We start from the raw sequence: 16,648 nt of genomic DNA, 5'->3' as shown, positions 1-16,648 counted from the left end.
CGTTTTTTTTGTTACTTCTTCTCGCTGTTATCCAAAATGTTGCGGTTCATAATTTTATCGATCAAACCGTATTCCAGTGCTCTTTCAGCTGTCATGAAGTTATCGCGGTCCGTGTCGCGGCTGATCACTTCAAGCGGCTGTCCAGTGCGGTCTGAAAGAATTTGATTCAATTTTTCACGAAGGAATAGAATGCGCTTAGCGGCAATTTCAATTTCTGTTGCTTGACCTTGAGCTCCTCCAAGAGGCTGATGGATCATAACCTCACTGTTTGGAAGGGCATAGCGCTTGCCTTTCGTGCCTGCTGCAAGAAGGAATGCACCCATTGATGCAGCCATACCGATACAGATAGTATTAACATCCGGTTTAATGAACTGCATGGTATCATAAATGGCCATACCAGCTGTAATGGATCCGCCAGGGCTATTGATGTAAATGGAAATATCCTTTTCTGGATCTTCTGCTTCAAGGAATAAAAGCTGGGCAACAACAGCGTTTGCTACATTGTCGTCAATTCCGCTCCCAAGCATAATGATTCGGTCTTTCAGCAAGCGGGAATAAATATCGTATGCACGTTCTCCGCGGTTCGTTTGCTCAATAACTGTAGGAATTAAATTCACAGTATAGCCTCCCTTTTAATATGTAATTTCCTTATGTACTATCATCATACAATTATGGTCAATAAAGGTCAAACAAAAACAACCGGCTTTTAACAGTCTATGCCGACTGTATTCATCATACCCCTTTCATAAGGATTTAAACAGCATAAACGATAGATGCCATTCACATATAGCCCATCGCTTAGAAAAGATATTATCCGGGAAGTCCGTATTTTAAAAGATAACAAATCAGACAAAAGGTTCTTCGGAATGATAAGATAAGATTCAATGAAAGCCGATTGAGGTTTCTCAAAAGGAAAGGGCGGAATCGAATGATTAAACTGAAGAAGGAAGCGAAGGCCGATATGATTTCCAAGCTGCAGGACTACCTGTACAAAGAATGGGATGAGGAAATCGGCGACCTGGCTGCTGAAATTTTTCTTGAGTACATTGGCAATGAGCTGGGGCCTTATTTTTATAACCAGGGAGTGGAAGATGCAAGGGCATTGCTGAATGAGAAGCTTCTGGATTTGGAAGAAGAATACTATTCGCTTGAAAAGCCGCTTCGGAAAAGAAAGCTTGATTCATAGGGTTTTTGTAAATGGGCTCCTGCGGATTGCCGGATCGGATGCTTAAGTGACACATGGCGCGCACTTAAGCATCCTCATAACGGGTGCCCTCGGCTTTTTGCCGTACAGTTTAATTGCCTGAATGCCATTGGAATGATAAAGAACTTCTTCGATTACTGCCTGCAGTTCCGGTGGATCATAGTTTAAACGGTTTGGAAATTTGCAAAGCTTCTCATTATCAATAATAAAGTGCTTGATTTATTGGGGTTAGTATCATATAATATTCCTTGCTGACACTTAAGGCGCTCGTAGCTCAGTTGGATAGAGCGGTGGTTTCCGGTACCACGTCTGTCGGGGGTTCGAATCCCTTCGAGCGCGCCATACATAATAAGAACAGTCCTTCTGGCTATGCTGGAGGGGCTTTTTTTGATTTGCACAGGATCTCAGAGGCATCGCCAGGTGCATACTCCGTATCCTTTTTCAGCACAAGCAGGTTAAATGACCGCTGGGAAAACCGCGGGGCTTTATGAAAACGTTATGGCGAAGATGGCCATTTAGCCCCTGCAAGCTTTATTTTGATGCAAATGTCATCCTTGAAATTGCATAAAAAACCGCCATCCCGAACCGGAAGGCGGTTAAATTGATTTTATAAGAATTATGTACACTCCAGTGCGCATAGGCACTGGCTGGAATGGACGTGTGTGCAGCAGCAGAATCACTGCTGATTTATGGATTGTACCAAATATTTTTAGATAAGAAAAGAGGAAATGTTTACTGTTGTTTTTGTTCAGCTTTAACTGTGCTGTATGCTTTGTCCAGATGCTGAATCCGCTTAAGCACTTCAGCGTTTTTTGTCAGCTGGTCCTGAACAAGCGTCGATACTACAGAACGGTAATAGCTGTTCATCGCATCTGTTTTGGCCATTTTTCCCTGATTCATTTCAATATGCTGGCGAAAATTCTGTTCGAAATAAGGAATGGAAAAAAGTTCGCTCATGAAGGATTCTCCTTTCTGATTTTTCTCCTAAAATCCCTTAGCTTCATGTAAAATGAAGGGAGGAGGTAGGACCGTTATGAAAATTAAACAAGGCTTATCACAGGAGCAGTCCTTAAAGCTTCATATGTCCCAGGAGCTGAAACAGGCACTTGCCCTTCTCCAATATAACTCAATGGAACTGGAGCGGTATATACAGGAACTGGCTCTGGATAATCCCCTAATTGAAATAAAAGAACAATCTGGTTTGAATGTATTTTACCATAGAAAAATATCAAAAAGGAAAAGCGGAGATTTCAGCATAATGGAAACTGCCAGCGCTGCTCCATATAGCTTATCTGATCACTTGCAAGAGCAGCTGAGGCTGACAGGCACGAATGGATCTATTGCTAAGGGAACAAGGCTCTTAATCGATATGCTTGATGAAAACGGTTACTTGGACGGTGATGCCGAAAATGCGCTCTGCAGTACTGGATTAACGGCGGAAGAAGCAAACCGGTGTATAGACGTTTTGCAAAGCCTGGACCCTGCAGGCATTGGGGCGAGAAGCCTGCAGGAATGTCTTTTGCTGCAAATGCAGAGGATGACAGAGAAGCCGAAAGTGGCAGAGGCGGTCATCAGGGATCATTTCAAGCTTTTTGCGGAACGGTCCTGGAAGCTTTTAAAGAAAATTTCAGGATTCAGCATGGAGGACATTCAGGATGTGTTTGATTTTACCCTCCGCCTCCAGCCAAAGCCGGGCAGCGCATTTGCGGGAGGGCAAGCCTCCTACATTATTCCGGATCTAATTGTAGAGCGTCGGGAAACTGGAATCGCGGCAGCCTGCAACGATGAAGCGGTACCCCAAATCAGAATCAGCAGAAAATATGAGAGCCTGAAAAATCAGCATGGGCAGACTGAACTGAAGAAATATTTGTCCGCTAAAGAACAGCAGGGGACATGGCTGCTGAAAACGATGGACCATCGAAAACAAACCATGGTCCAAATCATGAAACAAATTGTTGCGTTCCAAGAGGCCTTTTTTCTTTCAGGAAAACGGGAAATGCTTAAACCGCTGACATTAAACGACTTAGCTGAAGCGTCCGGATTCCATGAATCCACTGTCAGCAGAGCGATAAAAGGAAAATATGTGCAAACACCCTATGGGACGCTTGAAATGAAATCCTTCCTAGTCAATAAAATAGGATCTCTGCAGGAAACGGAACAGTCTGCAGCTGGCGCGAAGGAAATGCTGCTGCGCTTAGTAGAGAGCGAAGATAAAACATCGCCGCTATCAGACCAGATGATTGCCTCTGCTATGCTGGAAAGGCATGATTTAAAGATTTCAAGGCGAACGGTTGCCAAGTATCGCGATCAGCTGAAAATACCGCCGTCTTCTTTAAGAAGACGCTATACGGAGGCAGGGAATGATTAATTTGACCGTCTATTCAAGAGAAGGCTGCCATCTTTGTGAAGAAGCAGTTAACATCATAGCGGAACTGTGTGAGGAGATGGATGGGTCCTATACAATAGTGGACATTCAAAAAGATGATGGTCTGACTGAAAAGTACGGATTGATGATTCCGGTCATTGAAATGGACGGAAAAACCCTGGTATACGGGCAAGTAAAAAAAGATTTTTTAAGTAAGCGGATACATGAGGATGTTAGGATTGAATAAGCTTTCCCTCCCTGTTAAAATAAATGTGTAGCAGGGAGATTTTTTTTGCAGTAAGTGGGACATAATATGTCTCGTAGGGACAAAAAAAGTCCCGATGTCTTGTTTGAAAGGATCGCACAGATGAGAGAAATGATAGAGGTACAAAAGAAACTAGTTCCCGATCTGCTCAAGCTTATGCAAAAAAGGTATCAGGTCTTGCAGTACATACGACTTATGCAGCCTATTGGACGCAGAAGCCTTTCGATCAGCCTTGGCATCAGTGAACGTGTTTTACGGGCAGAGGTTCAGTTCCTTAAAGACCAGAATCTGATTGCAATCGAAACTTCAGGCATGACACTGACGGAGGCCGGTTCCAAGCTTCTGAAAACCCTGGAAGAAATGATGAAGGATGTTTTAGGTCTCACTCTTATGGAAAATAAACTAAAAGAGAGATTAAATCTAAAACGGGTGATTGTCGTTTCTGGAGACAGTGATCAATCTTCCTGGGTGAAAAAAGAGATGGGGCGTGCTTGTGTCACCTGCATAAAAGAACATCTCTCCGGCGGCGATACAGTCGCAGTTACCGGGGGTACTACCCTTGCTGCAGTAGCAGAAATGATGACACCTGATACAAACCGCGACTTGCTTTTCGTTCCTGCAAGAGGGGGACTCGGCGAGAATGTGGAAAATCAAGCGAATACGATTTGCGCGAAAATGGCAGAGCGCGCAATGGGAAATTACCGGCTCCTTCATGTTCCTGACCAATTAAGTGCGGAAGCCTGGCAGTCTTTAACAGAAGAACCTTCTATTAAAGAACTTTTGAAAATCATCAAGTCTTCTAGTATGGTTGTTCATGGAATAGGGGATGCTATGACAATGGCAGAACGGCGGAAAACTGCTGCTTTTGACATGGAGAAAATTGAACATGGCGAAGCAGTGGCAGAAGCATTCGGCTATTATTTTGATGAAACAGGCAAGATGGTTCACAAGGTTCATACAGTGGGCATACAGCTGGATGACCTGGCGAATCTGAAGAATGTGATTGCTGTTGCCGGAGGTTCATCCAAGGCAAAAGCCATTCACGCTTACATGAAACAGTCGCTGGATTCCATTCTTGTGACGGATGAAGGTGCAGCAAAAGAGTTATTAAGGGATTAACAGTCCCTAAATATAAAAATATTTCTCACTTTAAAAGGAGGAAACATTCATGGCAACTAAAATTGGTATTAACGGTTTCGGACGTATCGGACGTAACGTTTTCCGCGCAGCTTTGAAAAATTCAAACGTAGAGGTAGTAGCAGTAAACGATCTAACTGACGCTAACATGCTTGCTCACCTACTAAAATATGACTCTGTACACGGTAAGCTTGACGCAGAAGTATCTGTAGACGGCAACAACCTAATCGTGGACGGTAAAACAATCCAGGTTACTGCAGAGCGCGATCCTGCTAAACTTTCTTGGGGAGAAATGGGTGTAGAAGTAGTTGTTGAATCAACTGGTTTCTTCACAAAACGTGCTGACGCTGCGAAACATATCGAAGCTGGCGCTAAAAAAGTCATCATTTCAGCTCCTGCAACAGACGAAGACATCACAATCGTTATGGGTGTTAACCATGATAAATACGATGCTGCTTCTCACGATGTTATTTCAAATGCATCTTGCACAACGAACTGCCTTGCACCATTCGCAAAAGTATTGAACGACAAGTTCGGTATCAAACGCGGTATGATGACAACTGTTCACTCTTACACAAATGATCAGCAGATCCTTGATCTTCCGCACAAAGACTACCGTCGTGCGCGTGCAGCTGCTGAAAACATCATCCCGACTACAACAGGTGCTGCTAAAGCTGTTTCCCTTGTTCTTCCTGAACTTAAAGGCAAACTAAACGGCGGAGCAATGCGCGTTCCAACTCCAAACGTTTCTCTAGTTGACCTTGTTGCTGAGCTTGATAAAGATGTAACAGCTGACGAAGTGAACGCAGCTCTTAAAGAAGCGGCTGAAGGCGATCTTAAAGGAATTCTTGGCTACAGCGAAGAGCCTCTTGTATCCGGTGATTACAACGGAAACATCAACTCTTCAACAATCGACGCTCTTTCCACAATGGTTATGGAAGGCAGCATGGTTAAAGTTATCTCTTGGTACGACAACGAGAGCGGATACTCTAACCGCGTAGTTGACCTAGTTGGCTACATCGCTTCTAAAGGACTTTAATAAACCCGATTCGGTTACGTTTGGACGAACCGAAGAAGAAACGATATAATGAAATCGGAAAAGGGGAAGGGGATCTACAGCAATTCCCCCTCCCTTTTTCTATGGTTTTTATCCGTAAGAAGGAGGCCTTTGAAATGAACAAAAAATCTTTAAAAGACATCGAGATTCAAGGTAAGGTTGTATTCTGCCGCGTTGACTTCAACGTTCCGATGGAAGAAGGCAAAGTGACAGATGATACGAGGATCCGTGCGGCTCTTCCGACAATCCAGTACATGGTTGAGCAGGGAGCGAAAGTTTTGCTTGCAAGCCATCTTGGACGTCCTAAAGGCCAGGTTGTGGAAGAACTTCGTCTAAATGCGGTTGCAGAGCGCCTTCAAGAGCTTCTTGGCAAAAGTGTCGTTAAAACTGACGAAGCTTATGGCGAAAGCGTGAAAGAAGAAATTGCTAAGCTTGAAAATGGCGATGTGCTTCTTCTTGAAAACGTGCGTTTCTACCCTGGAGAAGAGAAAAACGATGCAGAATTGTCAAAAGCATTCGCAGAGCTTGCGGATGTTTATGTAAATGACGCATTCGGTGCTGCACACCGTGCACACGCATCTACAGCAGGAATCGCTGAGCACCTTCCGGCTGTTTCCGGTTTCCTTATGGAAAAAGAATTGGATGTACTTGGAAAAGCGCTATCTGATCCGGAACGCCCATTCACGGCCATCATCGGCGGAGCAAAAGTAAAAGACAAGATTGGTGTCATTGATCACCTTCTTGACAAAGTGGACAACCTGATCATCGGCGGCGGTTTGGCTTATACGTTCATCAAAGCCCTTGGACATGGTGTTGGAAAATCCCTTCTTGAAGAAGATAAAGTGGATTTGGCTAAATCCTTCATGGAAAAAGCAAAAGCAAACGGCGTAAACTTCTACATGCCAGTGGACATCGTTGTTGGAGATGATTTCTCTAAAGATGCCAACACACAAGTCGTTTCAATCGATAACATCCCGGAAGACTGGGAAGGCCTTGATGCCGGACCTAAATCCCGCGAGATTTATGCTGACGTCATCAAGAAATCAAAGCTTGTGATCTGGAACGGACCGCTTGGAGTATTCGAACTTGAACCATTCTCCCACGGTACGAAAGCAGTGGCCGAGGCTCTTGCAGAAGCTGACGATACATATTCGGTCATCGGAGGAGGAGACTCCGCTGCAGCAGTTGAGAAGTTCGGTCTTGCAGACAAAATGGATCACATCTCAACAGGCGGCGGTGCTTCCCTTGAATTCATGGAAGGCAAAGAACTTCCTGGAGTAGTGGCACTTAACGATAAATAAGAAAAGCGTAAGCGCCTTGCACAGGCCCGACAAGCATAAGACAATCAGCCGAAGGAAGGCGTTCTTTCCTTCCGTAGGTTGAGTGGCTTATGACCTCGAGGGCCTAGGCGCTGGAGCTAGACAACGTATACCCGGTATAAAAAAATACCGATGTTGAAAAGCGTAAGCGCCTTGGATTAAGGAAGTTCTGCTAAAAGCGCGGCGTCCTGCCGCAGCGCAGAACTGACCTGTATCTGCAGGCCTCTACAAACCTTCTGTAACTTTTGAAAAGTAGGCTTTGTTAAATCATGGGTTTGATTTGAACACCTGTTGATTGGAGCGGAAGGCGTGAGACTCCTGCGGGAGCAGCGGGACAGGTGAGACCCCGCAGTGGCGAAGCCGCGAGGAGGCTCACCGCCCGCCCCGCGGAAAGCGAACGCCTGAAGCAGAAATCAACAGCTAATTAACAAAGCAAGAAGGCTGTGTGCGCAGCCTTATGACCTTTTAACATGAAAGGACGGCTTAGCTATGAGAAAACCGATCATTGCAGGTAACTGGAAAATGAACAAAACAATGGCAGAAGCGAAAAGCTTTGCTGAAGAAGTAAAAAGCCTCGTTCCTTCATCTGAACAAGTGGATGCAGTGGTATGCTCACCGGCTCTATTCCTTGATCGTCTAGTTGAGATTGCAAAAGGAACAGATCTTAAAATCGGTGCGCAAAACATGCACTTCGAAGAAAACGGTGCTTTTACTGGAGAAGTAAGCCCGGTTGCACTTAAAGATCTTGGTGTAGAATACGTGGTTCTCGGACACTCCGAGCGCCGTGAAATGTTCGCTGAAACAGACGAAACTGTGAACAAAAAGACAGCTGCTGCATTCAAACATGGTTTAACTCCAATCGTTTGCTGCGGAGAAACGCTTGAAGAGCGTGAATCCGGAAAAACAAACGAGCTTGTTGGAAGCCAGGTAAAAGCAGCTCTTGCAGGTCTTTCTGAAGAGCAGGTTAAACAAACCGTTATCGCTTACGAGCCAATCTGGGCAATCGGAACAGGCAAATCTTCATCTGCAGAGGATGCAAACGAAGTATGTGCGTACATCCGTAAAGTGGTAGCAGAACAATTTTCACAAGAAGCAGCAGATGCAGTCCGCATTCAATACGGCGGAAGCGTAAAGCCTGCCAACATTAAAGAATACATGGCTCAATCCGATATTGACGGCGCGCTAGTCGGCGGAGCAAGCCTTGAAGCACAATCTTTCCTTCAATTGCTAGAGGGTGGAAAGAATGAGTAAGAAACCCGTAGCTCTAATTATCCTGGACGGTTTCGGACTTCGCAGCGAGACAGAAGGAAATGCTGTTGCGCAAGCAAAGAAACCGAATTTCGACCGTTACTGGGAGCAATACCCGCATTCCACTCTTACCGCAAGCGGTGAAGCAGTTGGCCTTCCGGACGGCCAAATGGGGAACTCTGAAGTAGGACATTTGAATATCGGAGCGGGACGAATTGTCTACCAAAGCTTAACGCGTGTAAACGTGGCAATCCGTGAAGGCGAGTTCGAAAAGAACCAGACCTTCCTTGATGCGATGGACAGCGTGAAGAAAAATGGCACAGCTCTTCACCTGGCAGGTCTTCTGTCAGATGGCGGAGTTCACAGCCACATTGAGCACCTGTTTGCCCTTCTTAAGCTTGCTAAATCTGAAGGCGTTGAAAAAGTATACGTTCACGGCTTCCTTGACGGACGAGACGTCGGCCCTCAAACAGCTGAAAAGTATATTAAAGCCCTTCAGGAAAAACTTGAAGAGTACGGCGGCGAGCTTGCAACCATCTCTGGACGCTATTATTCCATGGACCGCGACAAACGCTGGGACCGTGTGGAAAAAGCGTACCGTGCCATGGTTTACGGTGAAGGCCCTGACTACCGTGATCCAATGGAGCTTGTAAAAGACTCTTACGAAAATGGAATCCACGATGAGTTCGTTATCCCTTCTGTCATGACGAAGGAAGACGGCTCACCGGTTGGAACGATTCAGGACAATGACAGTGTGATTTTCTACAACTTCCGTCCTGACCGTGCGATTCAAATCTCCAATACCTTTACGAACGCTGATTTCAGAGAATTTGACCGCGGTGAAAAAGCGCCTAAGAATCTTCACTTTGTCAGCCTGACTCGCTTTAGTGAGACCGTCAAAGGTTTTGTAGCATTCAAGCCAGTAAACCTGGATAATACAATTGGGGAAGTTCTTGCCCAGAACAACCTAAGACAGCTGCGTATCGCAGAAACCGAGAAATACCCTCACGTTACGTTCTTTATGAGCGGCGGACGTGAAGAGGAGTTCGAGGGAGAAAAGCGCATTTTGATTGACTCGCCGAAGGTTGCAACCTATGACCTGAAGCCGGAGATGAGTGCGTATGAAGTAGCCGATGCTTTACTTGACGAGATTCACGGCGATAAGCAGGATGCTATTATTCTGAACTTTGCCAACCCTGATATGGTCGGCCATTCAGGTAAAGTGGAGCCTACGATTAAAGCAATCGAAGCCGTTGATGAATGCCTCGGTAAAGTAGTCGATGCCATCCTTGAAAAAGGCGGCACCGCTATTATTACAGCGGACCACGGAAATGCGGATATCCTGATCGCAGAAAACGGAGAGCCTCATACAGCTCACACAACCAACCCTGTTCCTGTTATCGTAACGAAACAAGGTTTGGAGCTGCGCGAAGGCGGAATCCTTGGAGATCTTGCTCCAACGATGCTTGATCTGCTTGAAGTGGATCAGCCGGAAGAAATGACAGGTAAATCTTTAATTAAATAAAAGCTTTGTTCAAAGCATGGTGTTGATTTTTAACACCAGTTGATTGGAGCGGAAAGCAAATGCCTGAAGCGAAAATCAGCAGCCAACTTTAAACCAATAAAATTTTTTAACTCAAAGGAGAGAAATTAAATGCCAGCTATTGTTGATGTATATGCACGTGAAGTCCTTGACTCCCGCGGAAACCCAACAGTTGAAGTAGAAGTTTACACAGAATCAGGCGCTTTCGGACGCGCACTAGTACCAAGCGGTGCTTCTACTGGTGAACACGAAGCAGTAGAACTTCGCGACGGTGACAAAGACCGTTACCTTGGAAAAGGCGTACTTCAAGCAGTAGAGAACGTAAACAACGTAATCGCTGAAGAAATCATCGGTCTAGACGTAACAGATCAGGTTGGAATTGACACAATTATGATCGAGCTTGATGGAACAGAAAACAAAGGCAAATTGGGCGCTAACGCAATCCTTGGTGTATCCATGGCTGTTGCTCATGCAGCTGCAGACTTCGTTGGTCTTCCGCTTTACCGTTACCTTGGCGGATTCAACGCGAAACAGCTTCCAACTCCAATGATGAACATCATCAACGGCGGATCTCATGCTGATAACAACGTAGACTTCCAGGAGTTCATGATCCTTCCTGTTGGAGCACCTACTTTCAAAGAAGCAATCCGTATGGGAGCAGAAGTATTCCATGCTCTTAAATCAGTACTAAAAGCAAAAGGTCTTAACACAGCTGTTGGTGACGAAGGCGGATTCGCTCCAAACCTTGGTTCTAACCGTGAAGCTCTTGAAGTAATCGTTGAAGCCATCACGAAAGCTGGCTACGAAGCTGGCAAAGACATCATGCTTGGTATGGACGTTGCTTCTTCTGAATTCTACAACAAAGAAACTGGCAAATACGATCTTGCAGGCGAAGGCCGCAACGGATTGTCTTCAGCTGAAATGGTTGATTTCTACGAGCAGCTTGTGAACGAATTCCCGATCCTTTCCATTGAAGATGGACTTGACGAAAACGACTGGGATGGACACAAACTTCTTACTGACCGCATCGGCGGAAAAGTACAATTGGTTGGAGATGACCTATTCGTAACAAACACGAAAAAACTGGCTCAAGGAATTGAGCAAGGTGTAGGTAACTCCATCCTAATCAAAGTGAACCAAATCGGTACGCTTACAGAAACATTTGAAGCAATCGAAATGGCAAAACGTGCTGGCTACACAGCTGTTGTTTCCCACCGTTCAGGTGAAACAGAAGATGCTACAATCGCTGACATCGCTGTTGCAACAAACGCTGGCCAAATCAAAACAGGTTCTATGAGCCGTACGGACCGTATCGCAAAATACAACCAGCTTCTTCGCATCGAAGACGAGCTTGGCGGTCTTGCTGTATACGACGGAATCAGCTCTTTCTACAACCTTAAAAAATAAGGTTTGTGAATGAATAGAAAGCCCTCTATCAGTTGATAGGGGGCTTTCTTTATGGTTTGAATACCTGCATGATGGTTCCTTTGCCATTGCTTGCTTCGACCTCGGCGTAAGCCCCGTTTACAAAGGTAATTTGCGGAGGGACATGTCCGCAGTCGATATCATAGATAACCGGTACTTTCAGTTCTGCTGAAAGCTCCTGATAGACATCCTCGGCAGTATAGCCATCGACAGGCTCATTGGCTGCGCTTCTGCCGAACAATATGCCGGAACAGTGATCTAACCACCCTGCCAGTTTCATTTGAACGAGCGATCTTCGTAAATCCGGTGTGCTGAGTTCACAATTCTCCAAGTACCACAAAATCGGTTCCTCATTAATCTGTTCCCGAAAATAAGTCAAGTCTCCATATGGTGTACCCACTAAGTGCCGGATGACATCAATGCACCCTCCAAGCAGGCGTCCCTGTACTTTTTCAGCAGTGTTGGAAACCGTTTTCCACTCAGTCGGTTCATTCAGATGAAAGACACACGGTGATGGGTTGGAATGATCCCACTTTCTTTGAAAATTTACTGATGAATGCTGGATGACAGAGTCTCCTTGATTTGCTGCTAAGACAGTTTCCCACATGGCAGTGGTGTCATCCGAATAGTCTCCTCTTAAATCGATAAGATTGGTTCCATGCGCAGTGGCAATTCCAGTCTTCAATGTAATAGCCAGCAGCAGTACACTTAAATCTGAATACCCGAGTATCCATTTAGGTGCTATTTGTTCAAAATCAATGTGTTCGAGAATTTCAATCAGGAGCTCTCCGCCCCATGGAGGGATGATCAGGTCTATGCTTGTGTTCTGCATCATCTCGCTGAATTCAGCTGCTCTAATCTTTGCCGGTGCGGATTTTGCTTTCTCCTGTGTCCATACAGTTTCTCCAGCTGCGACGCTGAAGCCTTTCCTCTCCATACTGCTTGAAGCAAGTCTCACTAACTCATGAAGCTCTTTTGGTACACCTGAGGAGGGGGCTGTTATGCCAATGCACGCTCCGTTTTTCAATTGCGGGTATCGTATCATGTCACTTCATCTCCTTAATGACTGATATTTTACTGGAACAGGAAGGGAGGGTGTTGTCGAAATTAGTCGACTTAACCTTAATTGACAAACAATTGATTGGCCGTAATTGCCCGCAACGATGTGTTTGAGCCCCATGATCATCAGGGGTTAGAAAAAATTGACTCATGCAGACAAGCACTATTGTTTTCGCCCGTCCCATATGGTACATTTAAACCAATGCAAACGCGTTCCAGGAGGTGTAATACATGCTTCATACGTTACTTATTGTTCTGTTGATTATTACATGCCTTGCACTTATTACAGTAGTATTGCTGCAATCCAGCAAAAGCACCGGATTATCCGGAGCAATCTCAGGCGGAGCGGAGCAGCTTTTCGGAAAACAAAAAGCCCGCGGCCTCGACTTGATTCTGCATCGAATTACGGTTGTTCTCGCTGTGCTGTTTTTTGTCCTGACGATTGCGATTTCCTACTTTAACCTATAAGATGCGGTAGAGGTCTGAATGCAGGCCTCTTTTTTATTTGGTTTCTTTGAAGTTCCCTGCAGAGGCTGTCGAGATTTCCCGAAAAATCGATTTCAAGTTGTTTTTCGCCGATATAATCAAAATATCGCCGATATAATGAAAAAATCGCCGATATAATGTGATTTTCGTCGATATTTTAAAAAATCGCCGATATATCGCTTGTGCCAGACAGCTGGGCTTTTTTAGCCTCCCAAAAAAGAGTACATGCGCTCCTTAACTCCATTAGGGCGGCAGAGCAACCGGCGGGAGCGCCCTTCCGCTTTTCTTTTCCGCAAACGTTTGTTTAAATAGAAATGAGGGAGTTAAGGGAAAATACATATAAGATTTTTCAGGTGATATTGACAACAAGCAGAGAAGGAGATTCAGCGATGAGAAAAGTGATGCCAAAGCCTTTTTTCTTTGAAGGCGGAGAAAAAGCCGTGCTGCTTTTGCATGGATTCACAGGAAATACAGCGGATGTGCGTATGCTTGGACGTTATTTGAATGAGCGGGGATACACTTGCCATGCGCCTCAATATAAAGGGCATGGAGTGCCTCCAGAAGAACTTGTTCATACGGGACCTGAGGACTGGTGGAAGGACGTTATGGAAGGCTATGAGTTCCTCAAAGAAAAAGGCTATGAACAAATTGCGGTTGGCGGTTTATCCCTTGGCGGGGTATTTTCGCTTAAACTGGGTTACACTGTACCAGTAAAGGGTATCGTGACCATGTGTGCACCAATGTACATAAAGAGTGAAGAAATTATGTATCAGGGTGTACTGGAGTACGCACGCAATTATAAAAAGTTTGAAGAGAAGAAGCCTGATCAAATCGAGCAGGAAATGAAAGAGTTTGAAAAGACCCCAATGGGGACACTGAAAAGCTTGCAGGAACTGATCGCCGATGTCCGCAAGAATGTTGATATGATTTATTCACCGACTTTCGTTGTTCAGGCACGCCATGACCACATGATTAATACAGATAGTGCAAACATTATTCATGATGAAGTGGAGTCGGATGTTAAACAATTAAAGTGGTACGAAAATTCCGGCCACGTGATAACCCTTGATAAAGAAAAAGATCAGGTTCACCAGGATGTGTATGAGTTTTTAGAAAAGCTGGACTGGTAAGCCGAAACAGAAGGAGGGATTGAATTGAACCAGGATATACAGAAACACGTTGACCGCCTGCTTTCGTTTATGCGGGATGAAGCCTACAAGCCGCTTACAATTCAGGAGCTTGAGGATGCCTTTGGAGTAGGGGAAGCGGATGTGTTCAGAGATTTCGTTAAAGCCCTCGTTCATATGGAAGAACAGGGGCTGGTTGTCCGGACGCGAAGCAACCGCTATGGTCTCCCGGAAAAAATGAACTTAGTAAAAGCGAAATTGTCCGGTCATGCAAAGGGATTTGCCTTTGCTGTTACAGATGATCCCGCAGATGATGATATCTTTATACCGCCAAACGAATTAGGAAATGCGATGCACGGCGATATTGTGCTGGTCCGGGTCAGCTCCAATTCATCAGGCGCAAGAAAAGAAGGGACCATCATCCGGATCTTGGACCGCGGCATGAAAGAGGTTGTCGGAACGTATACAGAGAGCAAGAACTTCGGTTTTGTGATTGCGGATGACAAGAAAATTGCCAATGATATCTTCATCCCTAGAGATGCTTCCAATGGAGCGGTGGAAGGCCATAAGGTGGTCGTCAAAATTACAACCTATCCGGAAGGAAGAATGAGTGCTGAAGGGGAAGTCATTCAAATCCTCGGCCATAAAAATGATCCCGGAGTAGATATTCTATCCGTTATTCATAAGCACGGGCTTCCAGGAGGCTTCTCACCGGATGTTTTGAAGCAGGCAAATGATGTCCCTGATCAAATTGATGAAGCGGACTACAAGGATCGCCGTGACCTTAGAAATGAAACGATTGTAACGATTGATGGCGCGGACGCAAAGGATTTGGATGATGCCGTAACCGTTACTAAACTTGAAAACGGCCATTATAAGCTGGGCGTCCATATTGCCGATGTCAGCCATTATGTAACCGAAGATTCACCGATTGATATAGAAGCGCTGGACCGCGGAACGAGTGTTTATTTGGTAGACCGTGTGATTCCAATGATTCCTCATCGGTTATCCAATGGTCTTTGTTCATTGAATCCAAAAGTGGACCGGCTAACCCTTTCCTGTGAGATGGAAGTCGATCAAAACGGGGAAGTCGTGAATCACGAAATCTTCCAAAGTGTCATTAAGACTACGGAGCGTATGACCTATACCGATGTGAACAGCATCCTTGCCCAGGATGAGAAGGTTCGTGAAAAGTATGAGCCGCTCGTGCCAATGTTCGAAAGAATGGGGGAGCTGGCACAGGTTCTGAGAACGAAACGGATGAACCGCGGTGCGATTGATTTTGATTTTAAAGAAGCGAAAGTGCTGGTTGATAAAGACGGCAAGCCATATGATGTTGAGCTTCGTGAGCGCGGGGTTGCCGAAAGACTGATTGAAGAGTTCATGCTTCTGGCCAATGAAACGGTAGCTGAGCATTTCCATTGGATGAAGGTTCCTTTCATTTACCGGATTCATGAAGACCCAAATGAAGGCAAGCTGCAGCGCTTCCTTGAATTTATTACAAACTTCGGCTACAGCGTAAAAGGGACCGGGAATGAGATTCATCCGCGCGCCCTTCAGCAGATTTTAGAAGAGGTTCAGGGGCAGCCGGAGGAAATGGTGGTTTCAACGGTTATGCTTCGCTCTATGAAGCAGGCGAAATATGATCCGGAAAGTCTTGGCCACTTTGGACTGGCAACCGAGTTCTATACTCATTTTACATCGCCAATCCGCCGTTATCCGGATTTAATTGTTCACCGGCTGATCCGGACTTATTTGATAAACGGGAAAACCGATGAAGGAACAAAGCAAAAGTGGGCGGAAAAACTTCCGAACATTGCGGAGCAGGCCTCTAACATGGAACGCCGTGCTGTTGAAGCAGAGCGTGAAACCGATGATCTCAAAAAATCGGAGTACATGATGGATAAAATCGGAGAAGAGTATGATGGAATTATCAGCTCTGTCACGAATTTCGGTATGTTCATTGAGCTTCCGAATACCATTGAGGGCCTTGTCCATGTGAGTTATATGACGGATGATTACTACCGCTATGACGAGCGCAGCTATGCGATGATTGGCGAACGTACGGCGAACGTTTACCGGATAGGAGATGAAATTACCGTCCGTGTTGTAAACGTCAATAAAGATGAACGGGCCATTGATTTTGAAATTGTCGGCATGAAGGGAACAAGAAGACGTCCGGTTAAGGATGCTCCTAAATCCATCAGTGCGGGACAGGGCGGAAGAAAGAAAACGACGAAGCCAAGAGGCGGGGCTCCCCGTGAGCGAAGCGGCTCTGCGGAAGACGGCTGGACGACCCGAGGCCCTAAGAAGAAAAAGAAAAAAACATTCGAGAATGCACCGAAAGCAAAGCGCAAGAAAAAGAAGCGGTAACGGATAAGGGCGGTGCGATGCATCGCCCTTCCCGCTTCAT

15 protein-coding genes and 1 tRNA gene are annotated in these 16,648 nt (G+C 45.5%); 13 read left to right on the top strand and 3 right to left on the bottom strand.

The window, feature by feature from the left end:
- Window positions 1-11 precede the first annotated feature (11 nt).
- A complete protein-coding gene (gene clpP / locus CEF21_RS19825) occupies window positions 12-617 on the bottom strand; it encodes an ATP-dependent Clp endopeptidase proteolytic subunit ClpP (protein ID WP_123919378.1) in 606 nt (201 codons plus the stop codon).
- Window positions 618-928: 311 nt separating this feature from the next.
- Here clpP and CEF21_RS19820 point away from each other — a divergent pair, with 311 nt between their 5' ends.
- Complete coding sequence (locus CEF21_RS19820; protein ID WP_123919376.1) at window positions 929-1,186, top strand: DUF2164 domain-containing protein; 258 nt, start codon at window positions 929-931, stop codon at window positions 1,184-1,186.
- 281 nt (window positions 1,187-1,467) lie between these two features.
- Window positions 1,468-1,546, top strand: a tRNA-Arg gene (locus CEF21_RS19815).
- Between the two features lie 390 nt (window positions 1,547-1,936).
- Here the strand turns inward: CEF21_RS19815 and yvfG are convergent.
- Entirely contained in the window at window positions 1,937-2,161 is a 225-nt protein-coding gene (gene yvfG, locus CEF21_RS19810; RefSeq protein ID WP_123919374.1) for a protein YvfG, read from the bottom strand.
- 76 nt (window positions 2,162-2,237) lie between these two features.
- Here yvfG and rpoN point away from each other — a divergent pair, with 76 nt between their 5' ends.
- The 8 genes from rpoN to eno all read left to right on the top strand — a co-directional run bounded on the left by rpoN (window position 2,238) and on the right by eno (window position 11,545).
- Entirely contained in the window at window positions 2,238-3,572 is a 1,335-nt protein-coding gene (gene rpoN / locus CEF21_RS19805) for an RNA polymerase factor sigma-54 (protein WP_164462256.1), read from the top strand.
- The gene (locus tag CEF21_RS19800; protein ID WP_241156719.1) at window positions 3,565-3,816 is read left to right on the top strand and encodes a glutaredoxin family protein; all 252 of its coding nucleotides are present in this window, start codon (window positions 3,565-3,567) and stop codon (window positions 3,814-3,816) included. The genes rpoN and CEF21_RS19800 overlap by 8 nt, the downstream gene beginning before the upstream one ends.
- Window positions 3,817-3,936: 120 nt before the next feature.
- On the top strand, window positions 3,937-4,953 hold the full coding sequence (locus CEF21_RS19795) for a sugar-binding transcriptional regulator (RefSeq protein WP_123919370.1): 1,017 nt from the start codon (window positions 3,937-3,939) through the stop codon (window positions 4,951-4,953).
- A 49-nt stretch (window positions 4,954-5,002) separates the two neighbouring features.
- On the top strand, window positions 5,003-6,010 hold the full coding sequence (gap, locus tag CEF21_RS19790; RefSeq protein WP_123919368.1) for a type I glyceraldehyde-3-phosphate dehydrogenase: 1,008 nt from the start codon (window positions 5,003-5,005) through the stop codon (window positions 6,008-6,010).
- Window positions 6,011-6,144: 134 nt separating this feature from the next.
- A complete protein-coding gene (locus CEF21_RS19785) occupies window positions 6,145-7,329 on the top strand; it encodes a phosphoglycerate kinase (protein WP_123919366.1) in 1,185 nt (394 codons plus the stop codon).
- Between the two features lie 507 nt (window positions 7,330-7,836).
- A complete protein-coding gene (tpiA, locus tag CEF21_RS19780; RefSeq protein ID WP_123919364.1) occupies window positions 7,837-8,598 on the top strand; it encodes a triose-phosphate isomerase in 762 nt (253 codons plus the stop codon).
- Window positions 8,591-10,120, top strand: a complete 1,530-nt coding sequence (gpmI, locus tag CEF21_RS19775) for a 2,3-bisphosphoglycerate-independent phosphoglycerate mutase (protein ID WP_123919362.1) — start codon at window positions 8,591-8,593, stop codon at window positions 10,118-10,120. Before tpiA ends, gpmI begins: the two co-directional genes overlap by 8 nt.
- Before the next feature lie 129 nt (window positions 10,121-10,249).
- Window positions 10,250-11,545 (top strand): phosphopyruvate hydratase, encoded by a 1,296-nt coding sequence (gene eno, locus CEF21_RS19770; RefSeq protein ID WP_123919360.1) that lies wholly within the window; start codon window positions 10,250-10,252, stop codon window positions 11,543-11,545.
- A gap of 49 nt (window positions 11,546-11,594) precedes the next feature.
- On the opposite strand, the gene CEF21_RS19765 is transcribed toward eno, so the two are convergent.
- The gene (locus tag CEF21_RS19765; protein ID WP_123919358.1) at window positions 11,595-12,608 is read right to left on the bottom strand and encodes a S66 family peptidase; all 1,014 of its coding nucleotides are present in this window, start codon (window positions 12,606-12,608) and stop codon (window positions 11,595-11,597) included.
- A 245-nt stretch (window positions 12,609-12,853) separates the two neighbouring features.
- Here CEF21_RS19765 and secG point away from each other — a divergent pair, with 245 nt between their 5' ends.
- From secG to rnr, 3 genes are all read left to right on the top strand, one after another.
- Window positions 12,854-13,090 carry a preprotein translocase subunit SecG gene (secG, locus tag CEF21_RS19760; RefSeq protein ID WP_123919356.1) on the top strand — a complete coding sequence of 79 codons (237 nt, stop codon included), beginning with the start codon at window positions 12,854-12,856 and terminating at the stop codon, window positions 13,088-13,090.
- A 407-nt stretch (window positions 13,091-13,497) separates the two neighbouring features.
- A complete protein-coding gene (locus CEF21_RS19755; RefSeq protein WP_123919354.1) occupies window positions 13,498-14,238 on the top strand; it encodes an alpha/beta hydrolase in 741 nt (246 codons plus the stop codon).
- A gap of 69 nt (window positions 14,239-14,307) precedes the next feature.
- Complete coding sequence (rnr, locus tag CEF21_RS19750; protein WP_481747687.1) at window positions 14,308-16,608, top strand: ribonuclease R; 2,301 nt, start codon at window positions 14,308-14,310, stop codon at window positions 16,606-16,608.
- Window positions 16,609-16,648 lie beyond the last annotated feature (40 nt).

Origin of the sequence: Bacillus sp. FJAT-42376, from assembly GCF_003816055.1 — a bacterium.
GTDB lineage: Bacteria > Bacillota > Bacilli > Bacillales > Bacillaceae > Metabacillus_B.
The sequence above is the reverse complement of the archived record's forward strand: the minus strand, read 5'-3'. Positions and strand labels throughout refer to the sequence as shown.